This window comes from Pseudomonas fluorescens, assembly GCF_902497775.2.
Classification (GTDB): Bacteria; Pseudomonadota; Gammaproteobacteria; order Pseudomonadales; family Pseudomonadaceae; genus Aquipseudomonas; species Aquipseudomonas putida_F.
The window spans coordinates 4557867-4581076 of record NZ_OZ024668.1; the positions used below are offsets into that span (position 1 = coordinate 4557867).

Sequence of the window (23210 nt, forward strand, 5' to 3'; positions counted from 1 at the left end):
GTTTGGCGCTGGTCGCAAACGCCTGCGGGAGATGGCTATTTTGGAGATACAAAATGACTGATTTCACTCTGAACGCCCAAGCGCGTACCGACCTGGGGAAAGGTGCGAGCCGCCGCCTGCGTCGTCTCGCCGCCCAGATCCCTGCCGTTGTTTACGGTGGTGACAAAGAAGCTCAATCCCTGACCATCGTGGCCAAGGAAATCGCCAAGCTGTTCGAAAACGAAGCTGCTTATAGCCACGTTATCGAACTGAACATCGACGGCAAGAAAGAAAACGTCGTTGTTAAAGCGATGCAGCGTCACCCAGCCAAGCAATTCATCCTGCACGCTGACTTCGTCCGCGTTGTTGCTGGCCAGAAACTGACCGCCAAAGTACCAGTGCACTTCATCAACGAAGAAGCTCCGGTCAAGAAAGGCGGCGAGATCTCCCACGTTGTCAACGAGATCGAAGTTTCCTGCGAAGCCAAAGACCTGCCTGAGTTCATCGAAGTCGACCTGGCCAACGCCGAAGTCGGCGCGATCGTCCACCTGTCGGACCTCAAAGCTCCGAAAGGCGTTGAGTTCGTCGCTCTGGCTCACGGTAACGACCTGGCTGTTGCCAACGTTCACGCTCCGCGTGTTGCGCCTGAAGCTGCAGAAGGCGCTGCCGAGTAATCTACTCAGCACGCCGGCGTTGACCGGGTTACAGTGCCCAGCGCTGTAACCCACAACTCCAAGGAAGAGCCCCTGACGTGACCGCCATCCAACTGATCGTCGGCCTGGGAAACCCCGGCCCCGAATACGAACAGACCCGGCATAACGCAGGGGCTCTTTTCGTAGAACGCATTGCCAGCGCCCAGCGCGTCAACCTGACCGCCGACCGCAAGTATTTCGGCCTGACGGCTAAATTCAGCCATCAGGGCAACGACGTTCGTCTGCTGATTCCGACCACCTACATGAACCGCAGCGGCCAAGCCGTTGCTGCACTGGCGAATTTTTTCCGCATCCCGCCAGATGCCATCCTGGTGGCCCACGACGAACTCGACCTGCCTCCCGGCGTCGCCAAGCTCAAGAAGGGCGGCGGCCACGGCGGGCACAACGGGCTGCGCGACATCATCGCCCAGCTCGGCAACCAGAATGACTTTCACCGTCTGCGGCTTGGCATCGGCCACCCGGGTGACAGCAGCAGGGTCTCCGGTTTCGTCCTCGGCAAGGCGCCACGCGCCGAGCAGGAGAAGCTGGACGCCAGTATCGATTTTGCCCTCGGCGTGCTGCCGGACATCCTCGCCGGCGACTGGACGCGTGCGATGAGAGAGCTGCACAGCCAAAAGGCCTGACTCCACGAAGAGGGATTCACCATGGGTTTCAATTGCGGCATCGTCGGCCTGCCCAACGTCGGCAAGTCCACCCTGTTCAACGCCTTGACCAAATCCGGCATCGCCGCTGAGAACTTCCCGTTCTGCACCATCGAGCCGAACAGCGGCATCGTGCCAATGCCCGATGCACGTCTGGACGCCCTGGCGGCCATCGTCAAGCCGAACCGCGTGCTGCCGACCACCATGGAATTCGTCGACATCGCCGGCCTGGTTGCCGGCGCCTCGAAAGGTGAAGGCCTGGGCAACAAGTTCCTCGCCAACATCCGCGAGACCGACGCCATCGCCCACGTGGTGCGCTGCTTCGAAGACGAGAACGTGATTCACGTCTCCAACAGCGTCGATCCCAAGCGCGACATCGAGATCATCGACCTGGAACTGATCTTCGCCGACCTCGACAGCTGCGAGAAGCAACTGCAGAAAGTCGCGCGCAACGCCAAGGGCGGTGACAAGGACGCCCTGGCGCAGAAAGCCATCCTCGAAAAACTGATCCCGCACTTCACCGAAGGCAAGCCTGCGCGCAGCCTGATGAAGAACATGGCAGACGACGAGAAGGCCCTGGTTCGCGGCTTCCACCTGCTGACCAGCAAGCCTGTGATGTACATCGCCAACGTTGCCGAAGACGGCTTCGACAACAACCCGCACCTGGACGTGGTCCGCGCCATCGCCGAAGAAGAAGGCGCGATCGTGGTGCCGGTGTGCAACAAGATCGAGGCAGAGATCGCCGAGCTCGACGACGGTGAAGAGAAAGACATGTTCCTCGAAGCCCTGGGCCTCGAAGAGCCAGGCCTGAATCGCGTGATCCGCGCCGGTTACTCGCTGCTCAACCTGCAGACCTACTTCACTGCCGGCGTGCAGGAAGTCCGCGCCTGGACCGTGCGCGTCGGCGCCACCGCCCCGCAAGCGGCCGGCGTGATTCACACCGACTTCGAGAAAGGCTTCATCCGCGCCGAAGTGGTCGCCTATGACGACTTCATCCAGTACAAGGGTGAAAGCGGCGCCAAAGAAGCTGGCAAATGGCGTCTGGAAGGCAAGGACTACATCGTCAAGGACGGTGACGTGATGCACTTCCGCTTCAACGTCTAAATTGTAGCTGGCATTGCAGGTGATTGCTTAGGGTTGCGAGACAGTCCTTTAATCATCCCGAAAGCCCCCATATATGGGGGCTTTCGTGTTTCTATGGCATGCATGAGATTGCAGCAGCATGCACAAAAAAACGACTACACCGGTGTATACGGTTCTTGGACAGCCCTCGATTAGGTGTATACGATGGCAATTTTCCGGAAAGGGACAGTGCCTGGATGCTTACGGACGCTCACTGCCGGGCTGCCAAGCCCAAAGCCAAGCTGTACCGCATCAACGATGCTAGAGGCCTTTACCTAGAGGTGAAACCGAACGGCGTGCGCGCTTGGCGTTACCGATTCAAACTGAGTGGAAAGGCCTCCTGGTTCGCTCTAGGCGACTACCCTAGTATCTCGCTGGCAAATGCTCGCGAGAAATGCGACGAGGCTCGCAGGCTAGTCAGACAGGGAATTAGCCCAGTACAGAATCGGCAATTGGAGAAAATTACGCGAGAGCTTGATGCCTCGAATACGTTCGAATCAGTCGCCTCGGAATGGCTCGCATTGAAAGACTGGGAGCCTGTGACGAAAACACGTCGCCTAGGGATGCTCAAAAGAGTTGTGTTTCCATCAATTGGAAAACTCCCTGTGCGGACTATCAAGCCGGCGCACGTTTTAGACATTCTTAACAGGACGGTTAGGCGTGGCGCACCATCCGTTGCGGCGGAAGCTAAACGCACGATGTCGGCAGTATTCGAATTAGCTGTCGCGACCCTGAGAGCTGTAGTGGTCAACTAATCCCGGACACTGCGTTAAGTTTCTCCTCGGCCACAGCGGGCGCCAGCCCGCTGTTAAATTGATGTGGCCGTTGCCAGTTGTAGCGCTGCATCAAAAACCGGCCGATATCCTGCTGTGCCAGCGTAGCGCTCATGTAGCCCACGCTCGGTACCCATTCTGTTTTCAGACTGCGAAACAACCTTTCCATCGGCGCATTGTCGTGGCAGTTTCCGCGCCGACTCATGCTCTGTGTGAAGCGATAACGCCACAGTCGCTGGCGGAAGCTTCGGCTGCCGTATTGGCTGCCTTGATCGCTGTGAAACAGCACACTCTGTGGCCGACCACGCTGTTCATAGGCCATGTCCAAGGCCTTGATCACCAAGTCGGCATCGGGCTTCGATGAAAACGCCCAGCCCACCACGCGGCGGGCGAACAGATCAATCACAGCCGCCAAATAGTGCCAGCGACCTTGAGCCCAGACATACGTGATGTCACCACACCAGACCTCATTGGGTGCCGATACGCTGAACGCTCGATCCAGCACGTTCGGAATATCCGGCCGCTCGACCGTCGCCTTTTTGTAGGCATGTGAGCCGGGTTGCTTGCTGATCAACTTCATTTCGCTCATCAGCTTGCGCACCTTGAAACGCCCGATTTCTATGCCGTCCTCGCGCATCATGAACATGATGCTTCGACTGCCTGCGGCACTGCGGCTTTGGGTGAACAATTCGTTTACACGGCTGCGTAAAACCAGCCGCTCAACGTCGGGAGTTCGCCGTTTTCGGCAGTGCGCGTAGTAGCAAGATCGGGTGACTTCAAATACCGAGCACAACAGATCAACAGGCTCTTCAGAGCGGAGCTGATCGATTAACGCGAACGCTCGTGTTCCTCGGCCATCAAGAGCGCGGTGGCCTTTTTTAATATAGTTTTTTCCCGTTCCAGCCGATTGATCCGAGCTTCCAGCTCCTGGATTTTTTGCTGCTCGGGCGTGAGCGCCTTACTGGTCGGAGTGACACCGCCTCGTTCTTGCTGGAGCTGGTTGACCCAGCGGCGCAGGGCAGACTCAACCAACCCTAGTGAGCGAGCTGCTTCGATATGGCTGTAGCCCTGATCGAGCACCAGGCTGGCGGCTTCTCGCTTGAACTCGGGCGTAAAGGTACGGCGTTGCTTGGTCATCAGACACCTCTCTGTGGCGAGCATTCTCGCCTAAATGGGTGTCCGGAATCATTAGACCACTACACCTTGATCGATAGCGCTCAAATGTGAGCTAAGGGTAGCTCACCATGTGATCGACCCGACTTGATCAATTTGGGACCGTAAGAAAACCGCTAAGGAAGCCGAGCGGAGGCTTATCTGGCTGAATCGAATAGGACAATTGCAATGTTTTTTTCAACCTGGTTATCCACGCTGAAACGCAAATAATTCCTTGTGCCTGACTTCCGATCGCAACTGACGCCTCGCTCGCTCGTTGTCGGCCGGACGACAAAGCCGGGAATGCTTCGCTATCCCGGCTTCGCTGTCCGGCTCAACTGAAAATCCAGAAGCACTGCGTCCACCAGCCGCTACTCGTGAAAATGGCTTCATTGGGGCGCCTACAGAATTCGGAAAAAATCATACGCTAAGGTTTCGAACTCTAGTGGCGCGCCAGATTTAGAGCTTACCCACCTCTATCCGTCTGGCTCCCGAAAGCCCGCGGGCTGTGGCCTATACTGAATCGGTCAATATGTTCGCAGCCAACGTGTAGTAATGAAAGGAATCCCACGACATGGCCGATATCGAGAACCACTCTGAACAGCTTGAAGCACGTATTAGCGAGTTGAAAGCGCAGAATCAGCAGTTGCAGGACGATTACGACGATGAAGTTCTTTTGTGCACGGGTCTGCTGCGCGCTCTGGTCAATACAGACTATGGCTTCTGTGAAACGCTGGTGAAGCACGCCGACTGCTCGGCTGAGCGCAAAGCCGACGCCCTGCAATACATCGCCGATGCGCGTGCTGGGTATGGCTGAGCGGGCTAGCGGCCCAAACCTGGCATGGCTTCGTCATAGATCAACAGCAGGGGTGTCAAAATGTCGAAAGGAGATCGCCTTTTCCGGGGGCCAGAAAGTCATGCTGCCGAAAAACTATCCAGGGATGCACTAGCGCCATTCCTGAATGATCGAGGTTACGTTGTTATTGCCGACAAGCGAATTCAAACGGGCGTGGCCACTCAGCAGTTCATCAGTATCCGTACTCCTGATAGTCAGATACTGAGCATGCGCGTCCGGCTGTGCTGGCGGCGCGATGGACGAAATCCCAACGAGAAGAAATACGCAGCGGCTCAGTTGGCGGCGCACCTGCGGCAAGGTGGATGGGATGCGACGCTGGAGCACATCACATCGCGAGATACGAAGCGCGGGCTCACTCACAATTTGCTCGTGCAGCGTGACGAAGGCGCAATTATCTTTGCCGCGCTCATTCCTATCGAAAGCCTCCATGCCATCTGGAACCGCCAGCGCGAGGTCAGCGATGACCTACAACGCCGTGAGTTGAAGGGGCGGGCCAAGAAGAATCACGCTCAGAACGGTACCAGCCCGACTCTGTGGTTACAGGATGACCGGACACCTGATGGACACGAGGTGGCCGATGCACTGTGGCAGTGGCCGGGTGTGATCGACTTAGCCACGCTCATTCCCCATGTGGTGGAGTCGGTAGTAGTCGACGATACCTACGACGACTGCCCGGCTCCGGACTACTCGTCTCTGGGCCGGGATGAAGGCGAGCGCGCGCCCGTGCTTCGCTCGGAGGTTCGTCGCGACCCCCACGTACGTCGAGCCGTACTCGAAAGGGCCGGGTTTGCGTGTGAGCGTGAGGATTGTGGCAAGCGCCGGGACTTCCCTGGCTTCCTGGATGTTCATCACATCTTAGGGGCCGAGAAGTCAGACCGTGTATACAACTGCGTGGCCCTGTGCCCGTGTTGTCACCGCGAAGCGCACTATGCACCATATGCCAATGACCTCAACAAGCAGTTACTTACATATGCCAAGAGGTTCGGCGGAACCGCTGCTGCGCAGTGGAAGGGCCCACCATCGTGTTCGGCGATTACGTCTGGTGGCAAGGCCGGTAGTCTGCCTGAAGAGCCTTAGCGTACGATTTTTTTCGAATTCTGGGGGCTCCCCTCATAGCAAGGGTTTGGGATCTGGTCGGAAACCTAAAAATCAATGCCTTCACCGAAGGCACATGACAGCATTCGCGTTTCTATCCATCAAATGAGCCTGCGCGCACACGCGCCCGGTTGAGGCGCGGGGCGGCTTGCCGTCCTGGGGCGATTTATCCGGGTCTTAGCGCCCGCAGGGTGGCCGGAGGCCAGGACAGGGCAGCTCTATCGCCCTGAGCCGCTTAGACAGGCTGTTACGCGCTAGTCGGTTTGCTTCCAGTCAGCGGCCGCAGGCCTCTGCCGGAGTTTGGGGCGAGTAGCCCCATGTTCTTTACCGTGCCGTGCCGGAGGCACGACTTTGCACGGGCGCTATCTGAGGTACACCTCGTAAAGCTCTGTTTTTACCCGTAGGGGGAAACTGAAAGGGATATAAAATTTCATTTATTTAAAAGCTTCGGCCGGGCCCCTCGAGAGACTCTAGAAACGGCACCAAAAATGTCGGCTCCGCCAGCGAATCGGTGGTTTTTCGAGAGCTGACCAACTACCCCTTGGACACGCACAAATCACAGGCGTGAAGCGGCCTCCGCGTGAGCGGATATAGAAAAAAGGAGAGGGAGGGTAGTTTTGGGCCTTAGCCTGACGCCTTGACAGCGACGTTGGCCAGCAGCTTGCTCAACCTGTCAGTAACCTGGTTACCAGTCACCGCCTGCGGCCTCGATGGCCCCTCATCTGAGGGTCGTCTCACTGATGCCGGCAGGTCGTCTGATTCGCGGCTTTCCTTGGCACGCCAACGATTACGGGACACTTCACGACGCAGCAGCTCCTTCGAATGGCGCTCCATGTCGTCAAGACGGCGCTGGCCAATCACATTCAATTGAACCTGGCGACGTTTACGCGCGGAGTTCTGCACACGCTCAAACACATGCAGTAACCCAAGGTCTTTCCAGAAGAGTTTGGTGAAGCGGATAAGCACGCGTGTGCGCACCAAGTGCAAGCCACCTTCGTCTTTTTCATCAAGGCGGATTCGCTCAATTCGACGGTAGACGTAGCCGGCATCGTCGAGGGTCTTGAACAGCCGGCACAGCACCGGGGCTGAGACGCCTTCGGAGTCTTCGGCAATTTTGCGTTGGGTGTTGAGCACATATCGCCCAGCTTCAGGATCGATGTATCCCAGTATCCCGGTGGCCAAGTCCAAGCGCACCAGCAACTGCTCTGCTACTCGTTCGATCACTTGAAATTTCTCAACACGGGTACGTCGATCACCGTGCACCGTATCAAGCCGACGCAGGTACTGACCTCGGTAGCCGACCATGTTGCTAAGACGCTCGTAGGCTGAACGGATGAGCGGATTCTTGAGCTGCTGATCGGAGAGGTGCCGAGGGGCTGCGTACTGGGCAGGCATAGGGCGCGCGGGGCAGCGCAGCGCAGAATGCGGATTGGAAGGTAAAAGCCGGACAGCTTTGCGGTAGGTCATCCCTCACCTCCAACGCACCCCGGCTTGTACTGAGCAATCTGTCTAATCCGATTCAGTGCACACGTATTGCTTCCACCGTTATAACGATGAGACATCGGATTGAATTTTATTGAATTTCCCATCGGGCACACTCGCCTCTTGTGCGTCAGAGCACACCTACTTGCGAACAGCAGGGATGGGAGCTAGGATGCTAACTTGTCGACAGTTGCATCGTTTTGTGGTTCTTCAGCCGCCAAGCTGAAGAATGCGACACACCCCTGCTGTAGTCACCAGAAGCCCGCTCGCCAAAGCGGGCTTCTGCATTCAGGGATTCTGCCGAGCGGCGGATTCGGCTATCGGGGGCCGTTTGGTTGCTTTGGATTCGAGCCAATGATCAAGATCATGCTCGAACCAGCCTACTATCCCGCCGCTTAATTGCACCGATGGTGGGAATGAAGGGTCGTTACGCTCGAGACGCCAAAGTGTTGAAGGGTTGATGCCCCCTAGCTTTTTGCAAACGGCTTTCCGGCGAATGATCTGCATGACTACCTCTGCGCTTTATCAGTTGCATGCAGTGTCAGCAGCGGTCATTCCCAAGTCACGGAGTCTCATTTTATTATTTTCACTTCTCGAAAATCCGTGATTCGCTCTCTCGATGAAGGACGCGGTACCAGCCTGGCTTCTAGAGCTGCGAAGAGGGTAGCAAAAGCCAAAGTGTATACGAGGGTGACTATATTCTGCGGGATGGCGCACAGACCCCTTGCAGAACGGGACCTGTAGCTCAGACTTACGTTTCAACGTCTGACCCAGCATCCTGATGCATCCGAAACCCCTTGAGGCCTCGCCTCAAGGGGTTTTTCTTTGCCCGCGCAAGCCACTGCTGCCGACAGCGGCGCCGGCAAGCCATGTCTATACTCAAGCTCGTTTTCAAGCAACCCTCCTCCACTGAGCAGGTATCGGCGCATGGCCAAAAAGAAGGAAAAGCAAAGCAGCAGCGAACGTCTGCAACGCAAGGACTACGAGCAGCAACTCAAGGCCCTGCACATCGAACTGGTCAAACTGCAGCAGTGGGTGGTGGCCAAGGGGTTGAAGGTCTGCATCGTCTTCGAGGGCCGCGATGGCGCCGGCAAGGGCGGCACCATCAAGGCCCTGACCGAGCGCGTCAGCCCGCGGGTGTTTCGGGTCGTGGCGCTGCCCGCGCCCACCGAGCGTGAAAAAAGCCAAATGTACGCCCAGCGCTACATCCAGCACATGCCCTCGGCGGGCGAAGTGGTGATCTTCGATCGCAGCTGGTACAACCGCGCCGGCGTCGAGCGGGTGATGGGCTTTTGTACCGAAGAGCAATCGAAAAAATTCCTCTCGGTAGTACCGTCCTTCGAAAAAATGCTGGTCGAGTCCGGGATCATCCTCATCAAGTACTGGCTGGAGGTCAGCCCTCAGGAGCAAGAGCGGCGCCTGAAGGAACGCATCACCGATGGCCGCAAGATCTGGAAGCTGACGCCCATGGACCTCAAGTCCTTCACCCGCTGGGACGATTACACCCGCGCCCGCGATGACATGTTTGCCGCCTCCGATACCTCGTGGGCGCCCTGGTACGTGGCACGTTCAGAGGACAAGCGACGGGTGCGGCTGAACATCCTCAGCCACTTCCTCAAGCAGGTTCCCTACGAGGACATCACCCACAAGCAAAAGATCGAGCTGCCCAAGCGCGGTAAAATCGGCCGTTACAAAAGCGCCAACTACACCTCGCGCCTGGTGCCCGAGCTCTTCTAAAGGGCCCCCGCTGCCCGGAAGGCCCGACGCCGGGCGCTGCGGGCGAACACCACGAACAGCGCAGCCATGGCCGTCAACGCCATCGGCAGGCCATGGGGGGCGACATCCATGGCCGCGCCGCTGAGCAGCGGGCCGAGCAGGCTACCGACACCCCAGAGCAAACCAACGCTGGCATTGGCGGTGACCAGGTCCTGGCCCTTGAACTGCTGACCGATCAGCACCAGCGCCAGGGTATAGACCCCGCCCGCCACCGCGCCGAGCACCACCAGCGCCGGCCACAGCAACCATTGCATGCCGATCAGCCACGGCAGCGCCAGGCCGATCAGCATTGCCACCACGCCGCACACCAGGTGCACGGTGGTGCGCTCGCAGCGGTCGGCCAGCCAACCGATCGGCAACTGGAAGAGCATGTCGCCGGTCAGGATCACCGTCACCATCAACGCCGCTACACCCACCGCGTATGCGTGGTTGGTGGCATACACCGGCAGCAGCGAGAGAATCACCGCATCGAAGAACGAGAAGAACAGCACGCCCATGCACAGGGCCGGCGCGACGCGGAAAAAGCCCGCCAGGGAAAAGCTCTTGCCGCCCTCCTCGCCATGCTCGACATGGTCATTGGGCACCGTCAGCACGATGCACAGCAGGGCCAGGCCGTAGCAGCCAGTCACCACCGTGGTCACCCAGGTGCTCTGCGCCCCGACCAACGCCAGCATCGCCGGGCCGAGCATCTGGAAACCGGTGAAGGCCGTGGCGTACAGGGCCATGATCTTGCCGCGGTTGTGCTCCGGGCTCAGCTCGTTGACCCACGACTCACCGAGGATGATCGCGATACCCATGCCGATACCCAGGCCCAGGCGCAACAGGCCGAGCAGGTAGATCGAGGAGAAGCCCCATTCGAGCAGGCCGATACTCAGGGTGCACAGGCCGAAGCACAGCAGGTAGATGGTGCGCCGGGTCAGGTGCCGGCAACAGGCATCGACCATGAACGCCGAAAGCATCATCCCCGCCGCCGGAATCGCCGAGACGATACCGATCTGCAAAGTGCTGGCACCGGCGTCGAGTAAACGCAGGGACACCAGCGGCAAACTCGCCCCGAGGCTGAAACCGACCACCGAAACCGCAAACAACAAGCCGAGCAACAAACGCGTATTCATTACCACTCCAAACCCACCGGCACAGGCGCGACATCGCACCTGCGCAGGCGCATACATGACCGTAAAAAGATTCGCATACAGGCGCGCCAGCCACGGCAAAATGCCGGGCATACAGCTGCCAGGTCAGGAGGTGTGACGGTGAGGCGAGAAGGTAAAGGCGAACAACACGCTGCGCCGACGCTTGAGCACCGTGTCACACGGCCAGTCGCACACAACGGCCTGGATAACAGCCGGCTGGATGGCGCGTGGACGGGAAAAGCGGTTCATGGGTCGACTACAGGCAAAAAGGAAGGTCGGCACTCTAGGTGAAGCCCGGGCCAGACGTCAATCTCGCCGTGCTACTCTCGCGCCATCATGGAAGAGGTTCAGCGCATGTCCGAGCATCATCAGTTCATTTTCCCCCGCTATCGCCACCTGCCCGCAGCGGACTGGAAAGCCCTGGAGCGACAGCTGCTGGCGCTGGGCTGGCTGGAGTCCGCCGCGGCCGATGCCGTGGATGAAACCGGCGACAGCGACGCCAGCCTCTGGTGCAGCCCGCTGTACCGGCCGAGTGCCGAGCTGTTCCAGCGTCTAGGGATCGAGCCTGACCCTGAGCAGGTCGTGCGCCTGTTTGAATTCGAGCGCGGCCAGCCGTTCGTCTGCGCGGGCGAGAACTTCACCCTGCCCGCGCAGTACCAGCAAGCGCAGGTGGACGAGGAAACCTTCATGCAGTTCATGGACGACGCCATCCAAGCGCCGCACACGACATGGCTCAACCCGGTCGATGGCAGCGCCTGTTACCTGATGGACCTGAACTGGGACTTCAGCTTCAGCGTTGGCGAGCAAGTACTGCGCAGCGACCGCCTGAACCGCGCCGAGGCCGAACGCCTGGCGGCGCTGATCGGCGAGTTGGCCGGGCAGCCGATGAGCTGCGCCCACCGGCATCGCTGAACGGCCTCAGCGCTTGGCGGTGGCCGGCAGGAGGATCGCCAGCAGGCCGAACAGCGGCAGGTACGAGCACAGGCTGTAGACGTACTCGATGCCCTTGAGGTCGGCCAGATAACCCAGCGCCGCCGCACCGATGCCGCCAAAACCGAACATCAGGCCGAAGAAGATCCCGGCGATCATGCCGACGTTGCCCGGCACCAGTTCCTGGGCATACACGACAATGGCCGAGAACGCCGAAGCGAGGATGAAGCCGATGATCACACTGAGCACGCTGGTCCAGAACAGGTCGACATACGGCAGCAACAGGGTGAACGGCGCCACGCCGAGGATCGAGAACCAGATCACCGCCTTGCGCCCAATGCGGTCACCGATCGGTCCGCCGAAGAAGGTCCCGGCCGCTACCGCGCCGAGGAACAGAAACAAATGCAGCTGCGAGCTGGCCACCGAGAGATCGAACTTCTCGATCAGGTAGAAGGTGAAGTAGCTGGTGAAGCTGGACATGTAGAAGTACTTGGAGAACACCAGCAGCCCCAGCACCACCAGGGCACCGATCACCCGCTGGCGGGAAAGGCCATGGGTGGCGCGCTGGCCCTGCTTGGCCTTGAACAGGTTCAGGTGTTCCCGGTACCAGCGGCTCAGGCCATAGGTGACCAGCACGGCGCAGACCGCAAACAGACCGAACCACACCACATTGCCCTGGCCGAAGGGAATGATGATCGCCGCCGCCAGCAACGGGCCGAAGGCGGAGCCGGCGTTGCCGCCGACCTGGAAGCTCGATTGCGCCAGGCCAAAGCGCCCGCCTGAAGCCAGCCGGGCGATACGCGAAGTTTCCGGGTGGAAGGTCGACGAGCCGATGCCCACCAGCGCCGCGGCCAGCAGTATCATCGGGAAGCTACCGACATAAGCGAGCATGACAATGCCCACCAGGGTGCACAGGGTGCCCAGCGGCAGCAGGTTCGGCATCGGCTTGCGGTCGGTGTAGAAGCCGACCCACGGCTGCAGCAACGAGGCGGTGATCTGGAAGGTCAAAGTGATCATCCCGACCTGGGTGAAGGTCAGGCCGTAGTTGGCCTTGAGCAGCGGATAGATCGACGGCAGCACCGACTGGATCAGGTCGTTGATCAAGTGCGCCAGGGCACAGGCAGCGATGATGCGCATCACCAGCGGGCTGCTCTGGGCAGGCGCGGCGCTTGCGGTTGAAGTGGACGAGGCACTGCTCACAGCCATGACAAAAGCTTCCATCCGGTGGGCGGGATCCAATTATCCAGAAATCGTTAGCAAGCGCACTATTCTTTTCGACCAACGTGCTTTTGACGTACTTGTTAATAATTCTCAATAACGTTAGCATCGACGGCGTTTTCACAGACTCCACTGCCTGCCTATCCGAGGCCCGCACACACCATGTCCGATGACCAGGACAATCGCAGCCTGTCGCTGCTCTATCAGCATCACCGCAGTGAACTGCTGGCCTTCCTGACCCGCCGCGTGCGTTGTCGGGAAACCGCCCGCGACCTGCTGCAGGACGCCTTCGTCCGGTTGATGCACAGTGAGCGTGGCGAGGTTGGCAACCTGCGGGCCTTTTTGTACCGCATCGCCAACAACCTGAGCATCGACCATGCTCGGCGCAGCCAGGTACGCGGGGTCAATGACGAGCAGGCGCTGGAGCAACTGCTCAACGAAACCTCACCCGAGCGCAGTGCCGTGGCCGGAAACACCCTTGACCATCTCGAACGGCTGATCGACGGCCTGCCCTCGCCGACCCGCGAGGTGTTTTTGCTCGCCCGGGTCGAGCAATTAAGCTACAAGGACATCGGCGCGCGCCTGGGGCTCGACCCGCGCGCGGTCGAGCGTCATCTGAACAAAGCCCTGAGCCATTGCGCCGCGGCTGCCCTGCATAACCGAAACAAGACTGACCTGCCATGAACCCATCGCCAACCTCCACCCATCCGAACGAACCTGGCGACCGGGAACAGCAAGCCCTGGACTGGTTCACCCGGCTACGCGCCGACGACCTCAGCCTCGAACAGCGCCAGGCCTTCGAGCACTGGCGCCAGACGCCCGAAAACGCCCGGACCTTTGCCGAGGTCGAGTTGTTCTGGCAACAGCTGGAGCTGCCGGCACGGCGCCTGCACAAGCTCGAACGCCGCGCCGCGCCTCGCTCCTGGGGCGGCTGGGCAGTGGCGGCCAGCGTCTTGCTGATCAGCGGCCTGGTAATGCTGCAACTGCCGTTGCTGCAGCGCCTGAACAGCGATGTCGCCACCGCCGTTGGCGAACGCCGGCAGATCCAGCTGGCCGATGGCTCGCGGCTGACCCTCGACAGCGCCAGCGCCGTCGATGTCGACCTGCGCGGCCCGGTGCGCACGCTGCGCCTGGTGCAAGGGCAAATGTTCATCGAGGTCACCCACGATGGCCGGCCTTTCATCGTCGACATCGATGATGCCCAGGTCCAGGTGCTGGGTACGCGGTTCTCGGTCAGCCGTGGCCGCGATCACGATGAAGTGGTGCTGCTCAAGGGCAAGGTCGAGGTCAGCAGCGCCGGCGACAAACGCATGCTCGCTCCCGGTGAACGCGTGACCCTCAGCGGCAGCCGCCTGGATCAGGTCGAGAAGGTCGATGCCGAACGCCTGCTGGCCTGGCGCGAGGGGCAACTTCGGGTCCGCGAGGTGCCGTTGCGCCAGGTCCTGGAACAGCTTGCCGAGTACCAGGGCAGCCGCCTGCTGTACATCGATGAACAGGTTGGCCGACGCTCGGTCAGCGGCAGCTTCAACCTCGACCAGGCCGGTAGTGCCATCGATGCCCTGGCACGCAATCAGAACCTGAGCGTGAGCAACCTGGCCGGACAATGGATCATCGTGCGCTAAGCCTATAAAAAATTATTTGCCACGCGTGCGGTAATTGCCGCTTCTGCTGCGTCACACCTCCACATAAGAAGCATTATCGTTTGTATTCTCTGGGGGAGGACACATGCAGTACCCACGCGATTTCGTATTCCGTCGTCAACCGCTGGCCCGCGCCATCCTGGCGGCCAGCCTGTTTTCCGTAACCCTGGGCCTGCCGGTGCAGGCCGCCGAGTCTGCCCAGACCCAGGCCCAGTCGCAGGACTTCAACATCCCGGCGCAGCCCCTGGCCGATGCCCTGGACCAGTTCAGCGCCCAGACCGGGCTACAGGTGATCTACGACGCCAACCAACTGAGCGGGCGTTCGTCCCCCGGCGCCAAGGGGCGCATGAGCCCGACCCAGGCGCTGCAGGCCCTGACCGCCGGCAGCAATGCACGCCTGAGCCAGCCGAACACCAGCAGCTTTGTCATCGACCTGCCGATGGAACTGGGTAGCGCCCTGCAACTGGATGCCGTGAGCATTTCCGGCAAGGCGCCGGGCTCCACCACCGAAGGCACCGGGCTGTACACCACCTACTCCTCCAGCAGCTCGACGCGACTCAACCTCACCCCGCAGGAAACCCCGCAGTCGCTGACCGTGATGACCCGCCAGCGCCTGGATGACCAGCGCCTGACCAACCTCAGCGATGCCCTGGAAGCGACCCCCGGAGTGATTGTCGTACGCGACGGCCTGGGTGCCGAGACCGACAGCTACTACTCGCGCGGCTTTGTCATCCAGAACTACGAGATCGACGGCGTGCCGACCGTCACGCGGATGGACAACTACACCCAGAGCATGGCGATGTACGACCGCATCGAGATCGTGCGCGGCGCCAGCGGCCTGATCAGCGGCATGGGCAACCCGTCGGCGACCATCAACCTGATCCGCAAACGGCCGACCGCCGAGGGCCAGGCCAGCGTCACCGGCTCGGCGGGCACCTGGGACCGCTATGGCACAGGCTTCGACGTCTCCGGGCCGCTGACCGAAAGCGGCAACGTGCGTGGCCGCCTGGTCGCCGACTACAAGACCGAAGGCGCCTGGGTTGACCGCTACAAGCTGGAAAGCCAGCTGCTCTATGGCATCACCGAGTTCGACCTGAGCGAAGACACCCTGCTGACTATGGGCTTCAGCTACCAACGCACTGACGTCGACTCGCCGCTGCGTACTGGCTTGCCAACCCGCTTCAGCACCGGCGAACGCAGCAACCTCAAGCGTTCGATCAACATGGCTCCGGACTGGTCCTACAACGACCATGAACAGACCAGTTATTTCGCTTCGGTCGAGCAGCAACTGGGCAACGGCTGGAGCGGCAAGATCGAGTACAGCCATTCCGAGAACAAGTTCGACGAAGTGTTCGGCTTCCTCATGGGCGACCTGCAGCCCGACGGCAGCGGCCTGAGCCAGTTGCCGACGCGGTTTTCCGGCACACCGCGCCAGGACAACCTGGACCTGTACCTGACCGGCCCGTTCAGCCTGTTCGGTCGCGAGCATGAACTGATCGGCGGCGTGACCCTGTCCAAGTACAACGAAAACGTACCGAGTTGGGGCGGCTGGCGCTATGACTACAACGCAACGCCCGGCGCGTCGGTCGACAACATCTTCGACTGGGACGGCAAGCAGCCCAAGCCGGACTGGACCATCAGCGGCAAATCCTCGATGGAAGAAACCCAGTACGCCGCCTACCTCACCTCGCGCCTGCACCTGACCGACGACCTCAACCTGATACTCGGCAGCCGGGTGATCGACTGGAAGCGTGACACCGAAGATCGCCCTTACGGCGGCGAAAAAACCGAGGTCAATCGCAAGGAAACGGGGGTCTTCATCCCTTATGCCGGGGTGGTCTACGACCTTGATGAAACCTGGGCGCTGTATGCCAGCTATACCAAGATCTTCAACCCGCAAGCCTCTTGGGTCACCGACGAGAACAACAAGCCGCTCGATCCGATGCAGGGCGTCGGCTACGAAATGGGCGTCAAGGGCAGCCATTTCGACGGCAAGCTGAGCTCGAGCCTGGCGCTGTTCAAACTCGAACAGGACAACCTGGCGATCTGGTTGCACGACAACGTCTATGATGCCAAGCAGGACACCACCTCCAAAGGGCTGGAGATGGAGCTCAACGGCGAGCTGGCCGAAGGCTGGCAGGTGTCGGCCGGATACACCTACACCCTGACCACCGACAACCAGGATGAGCGCATTGCCACTGTGTACCCGCGCCACAGCCTCAAGACCTTCACCAGCTACCGCCTGCCCGGGGTGCTCGACAAGGTCACCGTGGGTGGCGGCGTCAACTGGCAAAGCAAGGTTGGCACGGACCTGCACAGCTTCGACCAGGGCAGCTACGCACTGGTCAACCTGATGGCGCGCTACAACATCAGCGAAAACCTCAGCGCCACGCTCAACCTCAACAACGTCTTCGACCGCGAGTATTACTCCATGGCGTCGTCGTACGGCAACTACGGGGCGCCGCGTAACCTGATGACCACGTTCAAATACGACTTCTGAGCCGGTTTACGGCTAAGCGGTTGATCGCGCGTTAATTTTTTTGAAAAAGAGTGTTGACACAAATCCGTTTCAGGCGAATAATGCGCGCCACTTGGCTACATAGCTCAGTTGGTTAGAGCATAGCATTCATAATGCTGGGGTCCGGGGTTCAAGTCCCTGTGTAGCCACCAAGTACTAAAAAGGGCTTACCGCAAGGTAAGCCCTTTTTTCTTGCCTGCGTTTTTTACCCTCCCCGCTTAGCGCACATTGGCGAACACCACCGCCAGCCCCAGGCCGATTAAAGCCACGCCAATCACCCGGTCAACCAGACGCTGGCGTTCGAGCATGGCCCGGCGCAACACCGCGCTTGAGAAAAACACCGCCACCAGGCTGAACCACAGCCAATGGGCGAACGACATGAACGCGCCATAGCCGAAGTTGACCGCCAGCGAACTGCCCGGCTGCACCACCTGGGTGTAGGCACTGACCACAAAGAGCATGGTCTTGGGGTTCAGGGCGTTGGTCAGAAAGCCCGAGCGAAACGCCGCCAGCACGCCAAGCTGACTGCCGCTGCCGCCCTCCAGGGAAATCCGCGTGGTGTTGGTCAGCGACTTGTAGCCGAGATAAATCAGGTAGCCCGCCCCCAGCACCTTCATGGCCAGGAACAGCGCCGGGCTCTGGCTGATGATCACCGCAATACCCAGCACCGTGTACAGCACATGCACCTGCACACCCAGGGCGATACCCAGGGCCGCAGCCAGGCCCGCACGCCGGCCAAAGGCATAGCTGCTGCGGGTGACCATGGCAAAGTCGGCGCCCGGACTGACCACCGCCAGCACGGTAAACAGGGCAACGGCTATCAATTCATTCACGTAAAGCTCCTCGATCTGCTAGGCCAATGCACAGATAGGTCTGCGCACAACCATTATCGAAAGCTTCGGGTAGGGCCAAAAGCGATTTATAGTGAGGCAAATCCGCTAGTTTTTCTCACAGATATGAAACTGCCTGCGCTGTCCGCCTTTCGCTATTTCGACGTTGCCGCGCAAACCCAGAGTTTCGTGCGCGCCGCCGAGCTGCTCAATGTCACCCACGGCGCGGTGAGCCGTCAGGTGCGCCTGCTGGAGGAGTCGCTGGGGGTGCAACTGTTCGAGCGCCGCAACCGGGCGATCTTTCTCACCGCCGCCGGCCGCGCCCTGCACGGCACCACCCTGTCGGTGTTCGAGCAACTGGAGGGCGCGGTGTACCGCCTGCAGCAACAGGCGCGGGAGAACGTGCTGGTGCTGTCGTGCGAGCCGACCATCGCCATGCGCTGGCTGATTCCCCGGCTGCCGGCCTTTCATGCCGCACACCCGGGTATTCACCTGCACCTGGTGGCGGCCGGCGGGCCGATCGACTTTGCCCGCAGCGGTGTCGACCTGGCCCTGCGCCGCGATGATTTTCACTGGGACGCCAACCTGCATGCGCTGAAGATCTGCGACGAATGGGTCGGCCCGGTGTGCAGTACCGGTCATGCCCTGCCCGCACAAGGCCTGGCCGGCCAACGCCTGCTGCACAGCGCATCACGCCCCAACGCCTGGGCCACCTGGTTGCGCCAGAGTGGTGAGTCGGCCAAGGGCAGCAGCCGCGCCGATTACGAGCACTTCTACCTGTGCATCCAGGCGGCGGCAGCCGGGCTGGGGGTGGCCATGGCCTCGCGCCTGATGGTCCAGGATGAAATCGACAGCGGCCAGTTGCAAGCGCCGCGCGGGTTTATCCAGGACCAGTCGGCCTACTACCTGCTCAGCCCCCAGGCGATACTCGACGACGACAAAAGCCGCTGCTTCGCCGAATGGGTGATCGAGCAATCACAAACCTGTCTGGCTCACCTGGCTTGAGCCTTGTCGGCCATCGCCGGGGCGCAGAACGAGGAGCCAGCATTGAAGTCACCACCCCAGGTGCGATAGCCCGCCGTATCGATGTGAATGCGCCCCGACGGATACCGCCCCAGGCCCATGTTCCAATCCTTGCCATGGGCCTGCCAGAAGCTGCACAGCGGGGTCGGATCGGCCCAGTCCGGCAGCAGCAGGTCGACCGCGAAGGCGCGGGTATGGGCGCTGGCCACGGCACCTCCCGCGCAGCGGTTGAGCACCGGGTTGCGATAGGCCGAGACCACCTCATAGTGCTTGAGCACGCCCTGATCACTCAAGGTCTTGAGCAGGAACAGGGTCGAGCGTACCGATGGCCATTGCGCAGCGGGCGCCACGGCAAACGGCTCGGCCTTGCACAAGCGCCAGTCACTGGCCGTGCGTAACAGCTGATGGATCGGCACCACGCCATACAGGCGCGCATCCACCAGCATCTCGCGAAAGGGCCGGGTCTGATGATCCCCGGCCCACTGGGCAAACATGTACACATCGCGCAGGTCGGCGCGCACCTGCCCTGCGGCGAATACGCCAAGTAAAAGTCCTGCATGAATACCAGCCCGGCACCACTGTTTCATCAGCCCTCTCCCCTTCCCAACCCCCGGGAAATTCCCCCAGTATGGCAAGCCTCCCGACTGCGGGGAGAAACTGACAAGGAGTTAAGCATGCACAAGACTGCTCCCCTGACCTTCGCCCTGGCCACGCTGGCCTTCAGCGGCGCCATCCAGGCCGACGCCCGAATCGACCTGGGCAGCCAGGAACGCGTGACCCGGCTGTTTGCATACCCCAACAACTGCAACGTCATCTGCTTTCGCGACTGGACTCTTGAGCAAACCGTGGAGCATTACCTGACCCAGAGCGTGAAGCGCGACGGTTACGCCGCGGCGACGGTGAAGGTCAATCGCGACAACGACAAACTGCACGCTGACATCCAGGGCGTACCGAGCACCTACAGCAAACCCCTGCAAGCGCTGCTCGACACTGGCGAGCTGGCCTACCAGGGCGCCACCCAGCTCAATCGCGAAGGCAAATGGGCCTACAGCTGGAACCTGTTCCTGCCCCTGGGCATGGCCCAGGAAAAGCGCCGCAGCATCGAACTGCTGCATTTTCCACCGGACTACTCGCTGACCCAGGCCCAGGACTACCTGCGCTCCAACACTACCGATCGCTGGGCCACACTGCTGACGTTCAACGGCATCCCCGCCGAACAGACCCCGGCCTACCAGACCATCGTCGACATCGCTCCGATCGCCGCCCCGGCCAGCGCTGGCAAAGACCTTGAAGGCGTGTATGGCTATTTCAAGGACTATCAGGTGCAGATGGTCAAGCAGATGACCCGAACCGGCAACGGCGCCTCCTTGCCGATGGTTGCCTTCGGCTCGCCGGTGCGCAGCTGGATCGAGCAGCAGTATGGGCCCAAGCTTTACGTGCTGGGCCTGGCCACCATCAGCCCGACGCCCGGGCAAAAGGTCCCGGTGCTGGGCGCCAACCACCCGAGCGCGATCTGGTATGCGGCGGATAAAACCAACTATGGCGGCGACCAGGACAAAGCCGATCAGGCCGGGCTGAAAATGATGGGCCAGGATCTGAGCGCCGCCTGCTGGCAGGCGGGCATGGGCCGTAACCCGACGGCGGATGCCAAGGCAACGCTGGGAGCCTGCACCCAGAAGTGGCAGGTGACGGCGAAGAAGCAGACGTGCGAGCTGTATTTCCGCACGATTCGCAACATGACCCCGGAGCAGGCCAGTGCCAAGTGCAATACCGGGGCGGTGACGCGGACGTTGCGCGATTTGCAGAAGACTTGAGGTGAAGCCTATCGCGGGTCAAGCCCGCTCCTACAGTGGACCTGTGGGAGCGGGCTTGCCCCGCGATGGCCTCAATCCTGCGGACGCAACCGATACTGTGGCGGCAGCTGGTCGATGCCGCTGATGGTCGCATTCAGGCTCTTCCAGCGGCCATCCTTGATGCCATAGATGCAGCCATGCACCGACAGGCTCTGCCCACGGTGCCAGGCATTCTGGACGATGGTGGTATGGCCGACATTGGCCACCTGCTGGATCACGTTCAGCTCGCACAGGCGGTCAACCCGTTCTTCTTCTGTCGGCAGCTTGGCCAGCTCCACGCGGTTTTCGTAGTACAGGTCGCGAATCGAACGCAGCCAGCCATCGATCAGGCCCAACTGGCGATCCTGCATCGACGCTCGTACCCCGCCGCAACCGTAGTGACCGGTCACCAGGATATGTTTGACCTTGAGCACGTCCACCGCGTACTGGATCACCGACAGGCAGTTCAGGTCGGTGTGCAGCACCACGTTGGCGACATTGCGGTGAACGAACAGATCGCCCGGCAGCATGCCGACGATCTCGTTGGCCGGTACCCGGGCATCCGAGCAACCGATCCAGAGGAACTCCGGGGTCTGCTGACGCGCAAGCTTGGCGAAGAAATCCGGATCTTCCTGCTTGATCGCATCGGCCCAGCGCGCGTTGTTATCAATCAGTTCTTGTAGATCGTGCATGTTCAAGCCTCATGGTTGATGCGCATCTTGTGACAGGCGCCGAGCCGTTCAGGTCACGCCTTTGAATCTTCGGCCAAGCAGCAGGTCAACCGTTTAAGCCCTTCTGCAGGAGGATCGACCATGAGCCAGAAACCCCGCCCGCTTCACACCCCGCAGCCTGCCCCGAGCGATGAAGACGAAGACCCCATGGGCTCGGTTGAAGAATTGCACTTTGATGAGGATACTCCCAACGTCGATGTCGGTTTCGACCCAACCGACGACGACCTTGAGCCGGAAACCCTGATCCCCGAAGACGGCGCCCGCTCCGCCAACGAACCGGGAGCAAATCACCCTGCGGACTGGGACTTGAGCGTAGTCGACCAAGGTGACATCGGCGGCGGCAAAGGCCTGGATGAAGCAGAGCTGGCCCGCCGCGACCCGCTGGATGGCAAGCGCGAGCGCTGACCCCTTACTCGAACAGGGTGCAGGCCATAACCAGGGCGTCTTCGCGACCGCCAGCAACCGGGTAGTAATCACGCCGGCGGCCGATTTCATTGAAGCCGTAGCGCTCATACAGGCGATAGGCCGACTGGTTACTGGCGCGCACTTCCAGGAAGCATTCGCGACCGTTGTTGGCATAGGCGCGCTTCATCAGCTCTTCCAGCAGGGCCAGGCCCAGGCCGCGCCCCTGGCTTTCAGGCTTGACGGTAATGTTGAGCAGGTGCGCCTCGTCGATGATCACGTTGATCACGCCGTGGCCGACCTGCTGCTCGCCTTCGAACATCAGCCAGATTTCATAGGACTTGAGCCCGTCGAGGAAAATCCCGCGGGTCCAGGGGTGACTGAAGGCGGCGTATTCGATCTTCAGTACGGCATCCAGATCCGCCTCGGTCATCCGGCGGAAGCTGATCGTGTCACTCATTGCTTGGTTTCCAGCGCGCCATCAGCCGGCGCATGGCTTGCCAGACGTCCGCCTTGCGTTGCGGCTCGTCCATCAACAGTTCGAGCCCCGGCAAGGCCCAGGCAGCGCCCAGCCCCTCAACCGGCAACTCGCGATAATACGCCTCGGCGTCGGCCTCACCGGCAAAACGCACGGCAGGCAGGCCGATCAGCCACAGGCAGACACATGGCGCGTCTTCAAGACGGGCCTGGATGAAGCCCTGGACGAAATCGGTCGCGGCCTGCGGGCCCTGGTCAAGGTTGCCGCGCACCAGCAACGGCCAGCGCACCGGCTCGCCGATGATCTGCGGGCTGTCCGGCAGGCCGGCGGCGCGCAGCATGTCCTTGAGCAGCAGATAGGAAGGATCGCGGCTCTGGAACGGCTCGCCCGTGGCCAACTCCACCAGCAGCAGGCAATTGCCGGCGCGCAGCAGTTGCAGGGCAAAGCGTGGCGGCGGCACCGGGGCGGGCCTGGCGACGACTGGCTTTTCGGCCTCATCCACCGGCTTGGCCGCCACTTTCGGCAGGCTGCCGGGGCGCGGGATCTCGATCTTCGGGCGCTCGCCGGAGCGCACCTGCGGCGCACTCGGCGCTACGGTTGCGGCCGCAGGCGCCTGCTCCTGCGGCTCGAACGCCGGCTCCTCGAGCGCCGCCACCGGCAGCAACAGCTCCGGGCGCGACGGCGCGGCGAACGGCAGTTCGGCGCGCGGCAGCCAGTGCACCACTTGCATGGCGTTGAGGTAAGCGCGGCGGCGGGACTCGATTAACAAGAAAGATCGGCCATCTGTGGATAAGTCAGGGGGCGATATTCTAACGTTGTTCGCCGCTGCGCGCCGCTGTTGATCGGCAGAAAACCGCCCGACAGCAGCTTGAAGCGATCAAGGGGG

General features: G+C 60.9%; 24 protein-coding genes, 1 tRNA gene and 1 pseudogene. 15 read left to right on the top strand and 11 right to left on the bottom strand.

From position 1 onward, the window contains the following. The first annotated feature begins 53 nt into the window (after window positions 1-53). The 4 genes and pseudogenes from F8N82_RS21060 to F8N82_RS21075 all read left to right on the top strand — a co-directional run. Window positions 54-653: a 50S ribosomal protein L25/general stress protein Ctc gene (locus tag F8N82_RS21060; protein WP_038997178.1), complete on the top strand. Its 600-nt coding sequence runs from the start codon at window positions 54-56 to the stop codon at window positions 651-653. A gap of 77 nt (window positions 654-730) precedes the next feature. Further along, window positions 731-1315, top strand: coding sequence for an aminoacyl-tRNA hydrolase (pth, locus tag F8N82_RS21065; protein WP_038997179.1), 585 nt, complete (start codon window positions 731-733; stop codon window positions 1313-1315). A gap of 21 nt (window positions 1316-1336) precedes the next feature. After that, window positions 1337-2437, top strand: coding sequence for a redox-regulated ATPase YchF (gene ychF, locus F8N82_RS21070; protein WP_038997181.1), 1101 nt, complete (start codon window positions 1337-1339; stop codon window positions 2435-2437). Between the two features lie 215 nt (window positions 2438-2652). Then, a pseudogene (locus F8N82_RS21075) lies at window positions 2653-3195 on the top strand (tyrosine-type recombinase/integrase); the annotation flags it as partial. A gap of 7 nt (window positions 3196-3202) precedes the next feature. Here F8N82_RS21075 and F8N82_RS21080 read toward each other — a convergent pair. After that, window positions 3203-4365 (bottom strand): IS3 family transposase gene (locus F8N82_RS21080; RefSeq protein ID WP_338918746.1). Its coding sequence is split into 2 segments (ribosomal slippage): window positions 3203-4110 and window positions 4110-4365, totalling 1164 coding nucleotides; the frame shifts between segments, so codons are not numbered across the junction. 589 nt (window positions 4366-4954) lie between these two features. On the opposite strand from F8N82_RS21080, the gene F8N82_RS21085 reads away from it, so the two are divergent. Both F8N82_RS21085 and F8N82_RS21090 read left to right on the top strand, forming a co-directional pair. Next, a complete protein-coding gene (locus tag F8N82_RS21085; RefSeq protein WP_038997192.1) occupies window positions 4955-5197 on the top strand; it encodes a hypothetical protein in 243 nt (80 codons plus the stop codon). Window positions 5198-5257: 60 nt separating this feature from the next. After that, window positions 5258-6313 carry an HNH endonuclease signature motif containing protein gene (locus F8N82_RS21090; protein WP_224793878.1) on the top strand — a complete coding sequence of 352 codons (1056 nt, stop codon included), beginning with the start codon at window positions 5258-5260 and terminating at the stop codon, window positions 6311-6313. Window positions 6314-6955: 642 nt separating this feature from the next. Here F8N82_RS21090 and F8N82_RS21095 read toward each other — a convergent pair. After that, window positions 6956-7726, bottom strand: a complete 771-nt coding sequence (locus F8N82_RS21095) for a hypothetical protein (protein ID WP_038999630.1) — start codon at window positions 7724-7726, stop codon at window positions 6956-6958. A 375-nt stretch (window positions 7727-8101) separates the two neighbouring features. Continuing rightward, window positions 8102-8320: a helix-turn-helix transcriptional regulator gene (locus F8N82_RS21100; protein ID WP_080764805.1), complete on the bottom strand. Its 219-nt coding sequence runs from the start codon at window positions 8318-8320 to the stop codon at window positions 8102-8104. Window positions 8321-8740: 420 nt separating this feature from the next. On the opposite strand from F8N82_RS21100, the gene ppk2 reads away from it, so the two are divergent. Continuing rightward, a complete protein-coding gene (gene ppk2, locus F8N82_RS21105; protein ID WP_038997194.1) occupies window positions 8741-9550 on the top strand; it encodes a polyphosphate kinase 2 in 810 nt (269 codons plus the stop codon). On the opposite strand, the gene F8N82_RS21110 is transcribed toward ppk2, so the two are convergent. Beyond that, the gene (locus F8N82_RS21110; RefSeq protein WP_038997196.1) at window positions 9547-10704 is read right to left on the bottom strand and encodes an MFS transporter; all 1158 of its coding nucleotides are present in this window, start codon (window positions 10702-10704) and stop codon (window positions 9547-9549) included. The two genes, ppk2 and F8N82_RS21110, sit on opposite strands and share 4 nt — an antisense overlap. Before the next feature lie 123 nt (window positions 10705-10827). After that, window positions 10828-10971 carry a hypothetical protein gene (locus tag F8N82_RS21115; RefSeq protein WP_176470440.1) on the bottom strand — a complete coding sequence of 48 codons (144 nt, stop codon included), beginning with the start codon at window positions 10969-10971 and terminating at the stop codon, window positions 10828-10830. A 105-nt stretch (window positions 10972-11076) separates the two neighbouring features. Between F8N82_RS21115 and F8N82_RS21120 the strand changes: the two genes are divergently transcribed. After that, window positions 11077-11634, top strand: a complete 558-nt coding sequence (locus F8N82_RS21120; protein WP_038997197.1) for a hypothetical protein — start codon at window positions 11077-11079, stop codon at window positions 11632-11634. A gap of 6 nt (window positions 11635-11640) precedes the next feature. On the opposite strand, the gene F8N82_RS21125 is transcribed toward F8N82_RS21120, so the two are convergent. After that, window positions 11641-12858 carry an MFS transporter gene (locus F8N82_RS21125; protein WP_038997199.1) on the bottom strand — a complete coding sequence of 406 codons (1218 nt, stop codon included), beginning with the start codon at window positions 12856-12858 and terminating at the stop codon, window positions 11641-11643. 174 nt (window positions 12859-13032) lie between these two features. Between F8N82_RS21125 and F8N82_RS21130 the strand changes: the two genes are divergently transcribed. The 4 genes from F8N82_RS21130 to F8N82_RS21145 all read left to right on the top strand — a co-directional run bounded on the left by F8N82_RS21130 (window position 13033) and on the right by F8N82_RS21145 (window position 17180). Then, window positions 13033-13554: an RNA polymerase sigma factor gene (locus F8N82_RS21130; RefSeq protein WP_052251588.1), complete on the top strand. Its 522-nt coding sequence runs from the start codon at window positions 13033-13035 to the stop codon at window positions 13552-13554. Next, complete coding sequence (locus tag F8N82_RS21135; RefSeq protein WP_038997201.1) at window positions 13551-14492, top strand: FecR family protein; 942 nt, start codon at window positions 13551-13553, stop codon at window positions 14490-14492. Before F8N82_RS21130 ends, F8N82_RS21135 begins: the two co-directional genes overlap by 4 nt. Before the next feature lie 103 nt (window positions 14493-14595). Next, entirely contained in the window at window positions 14596-17010 is a 2415-nt protein-coding gene (locus F8N82_RS21140; RefSeq protein ID WP_080764806.1) for a TonB-dependent siderophore receptor, read from the top strand. 93 nt (window positions 17011-17103) lie between these two features. Next, window positions 17104-17180: transfer RNA gene (locus F8N82_RS21145), tRNA-Met, on the top strand. Between the two features lie 66 nt (window positions 17181-17246). Here the strand turns inward: F8N82_RS21145 and F8N82_RS21150 are convergent. Continuing rightward, window positions 17247-17861, bottom strand: a complete 615-nt coding sequence (locus F8N82_RS21150; protein WP_038997202.1) for a LysE family translocator — start codon at window positions 17859-17861, stop codon at window positions 17247-17249. A 123-nt stretch (window positions 17862-17984) separates the two neighbouring features. Here F8N82_RS21150 and F8N82_RS21155 point away from each other — a divergent pair, with 123 nt between their 5' ends. Then, window positions 17985-18863, top strand: coding sequence for a LysR substrate-binding domain-containing protein (locus F8N82_RS21155; RefSeq protein ID WP_038997204.1), 879 nt, complete (start codon window positions 17985-17987; stop codon window positions 18861-18863). On the opposite strand, the gene F8N82_RS21160 is transcribed toward F8N82_RS21155, so the two are convergent. Further along, a complete protein-coding gene (locus F8N82_RS21160; RefSeq protein WP_052251589.1) occupies window positions 18851-19468 on the bottom strand; it encodes a D-Ala-D-Ala carboxypeptidase family metallohydrolase in 618 nt (205 codons plus the stop codon). The genes F8N82_RS21155 and F8N82_RS21160 overlap by 13 nt on opposite strands. Before the next feature lie 87 nt (window positions 19469-19555). Here F8N82_RS21160 and F8N82_RS21165 point away from each other — a divergent pair, with 87 nt between their 5' ends. Beyond that, entirely contained in the window at window positions 19556-20695 is a 1140-nt protein-coding gene (locus F8N82_RS21165; protein WP_038997205.1) for a hypothetical protein, read from the top strand. A 71-nt stretch (window positions 20696-20766) separates the two neighbouring features. Here F8N82_RS21165 and can read toward each other — a convergent pair whose 3' ends face one another. Continuing rightward, window positions 20767-21405 carry a carbonate dehydratase gene (gene can, locus F8N82_RS21170; RefSeq protein ID WP_038997206.1) on the bottom strand — a complete coding sequence of 213 codons (639 nt, stop codon included), beginning with the start codon at window positions 21403-21405 and terminating at the stop codon, window positions 20767-20769. 120 nt (window positions 21406-21525) lie between these two features. Between can and F8N82_RS21175 the strand changes: the two genes are divergently transcribed. After that, a complete protein-coding gene (locus tag F8N82_RS21175) occupies window positions 21526-21849 on the top strand; it encodes a hypothetical protein (protein WP_038997207.1) in 324 nt (107 codons plus the stop codon). Window positions 21850-21853: 4 nt separating this feature from the next. Here the strand turns inward: F8N82_RS21175 and rimI are convergent, their stop codons facing one another. Together rimI and F8N82_RS21185 are read right to left on the bottom strand one after the other, a co-directional pair. Further along, window positions 21854-22306, bottom strand: a complete 453-nt coding sequence (gene rimI / locus F8N82_RS21180; RefSeq protein WP_038997208.1) for a ribosomal protein S18-alanine N-acetyltransferase — start codon at window positions 22304-22306, stop codon at window positions 21854-21856. Continuing rightward, a complete protein-coding gene (locus F8N82_RS21185) occupies window positions 22299-23093 on the bottom strand; it encodes a hypothetical protein (RefSeq protein ID WP_038997209.1) in 795 nt (264 codons plus the stop codon). Before F8N82_RS21185 ends, rimI begins: the two co-directional genes overlap by 8 nt. Window positions 23094-23210: the final 117 nt, after the last annotated feature.

Bases quoted from the DNA above. Each gene is read 5' to 3' on its own strand.
- F8N82_RS21060 (WP_038997178.1), top strand. From the start codon at position 54: ATGACTGATTTCACTCTGAACGCCCAAGCGCGTACCGACCTGGGGAAA.
- F8N82_RS21175 (WP_038997207.1), top strand. From the start codon at position 21,526: ATGAGCCAGAAACCCCGCCCGCTTCACACCCCGCAGCCTGCCCCGAGC.
- F8N82_RS21135 (WP_038997201.1), top strand. From the start codon at position 13,551: ATGAACCCATCGCCAACCTCCACCCATCCGAACGAACCTGGCGACCGG.
- ppk2 (WP_038997194.1), top strand. From the start codon at position 8,741: ATGGCCAAAAAGAAGGAAAAGCAAAGCAGCAGCGAACGTCTGCAACGC.
- F8N82_RS21095 (WP_038999630.1), bottom strand. From the start codon at position 7,726: ATGCCTGCCCAGTACGCAGCCCCTCGGCACCTCTCCGATCAGCAGCTC.
- F8N82_RS21115 (WP_176470440.1), bottom strand. From the start codon at position 10,971: ATGAACCGCTTTTCCCGTCCACGCGCCATCCAGCCGGCTGTTATCCAG.
- F8N82_RS21130 (WP_052251588.1), top strand. From the start codon at position 13,033: ATGTCCGATGACCAGGACAATCGCAGCCTGTCGCTGCTCTATCAGCAT.
- F8N82_RS21110 (WP_038997196.1), bottom strand. From the start codon at position 10,704: ATGAATACGCGTTTGTTGCTCGGCTTGTTGTTTGCGGTTTCGGTGGTC.
- F8N82_RS21165 (WP_038997205.1), top strand. From the start codon at position 19,556: ATGCACAAGACTGCTCCCCTGACCTTCGCCCTGGCCACGCTGGCCTTC.
- F8N82_RS21090 (WP_224793878.1), top strand. From the start codon at position 5,258: ATGTCGAAAGGAGATCGCCTTTTCCGGGGGCCAGAAAGTCATGCTGCC.
- can (WP_038997206.1), bottom strand. From the start codon at position 21,405: ATGCACGATCTACAAGAACTGATTGATAACAACGCGCGCTGGGCCGAT.
- F8N82_RS21125 (WP_038997199.1), bottom strand. From the start codon at position 12,858: ATGGCTGTGAGCAGTGCCTCGTCCACTTCAACCGCAAGCGCCGCGCCT.
- F8N82_RS21120 (WP_038997197.1), top strand. From the start codon at position 11,077: ATGTCCGAGCATCATCAGTTCATTTTCCCCCGCTATCGCCACCTGCCC.
- F8N82_RS21140 (WP_080764806.1), top strand. From the start codon at position 14,596: ATGCAGTACCCACGCGATTTCGTATTCCGTCGTCAACCGCTGGCCCGC.
- F8N82_RS21100 (WP_080764805.1), bottom strand. From the start codon at position 8,320: ATGCAGATCATTCGCCGGAAAGCCGTTTGCAAAAAGCTAGGGGGCATC.
- F8N82_RS21155 (WP_038997204.1), top strand. From the start codon at position 17,985: ATGAAACTGCCTGCGCTGTCCGCCTTTCGCTATTTCGACGTTGCCGCG.
- F8N82_RS21160 (WP_052251589.1), bottom strand. From the start codon at position 19,468: ATGAAACAGTGGTGCCGGGCTGGTATTCATGCAGGACTTTTACTTGGC.
- F8N82_RS21085 (WP_038997192.1), top strand. From the start codon at position 4,955: ATGGCCGATATCGAGAACCACTCTGAACAGCTTGAAGCACGTATTAGC.
- rimI (WP_038997208.1), bottom strand. From the start codon at position 22,306: ATGAGTGACACGATCAGCTTCCGCCGGATGACCGAGGCGGATCTGGAT.
- ychF (WP_038997181.1), top strand. From the start codon at position 1,337: ATGGGTTTCAATTGCGGCATCGTCGGCCTGCCCAACGTCGGCAAGTCC.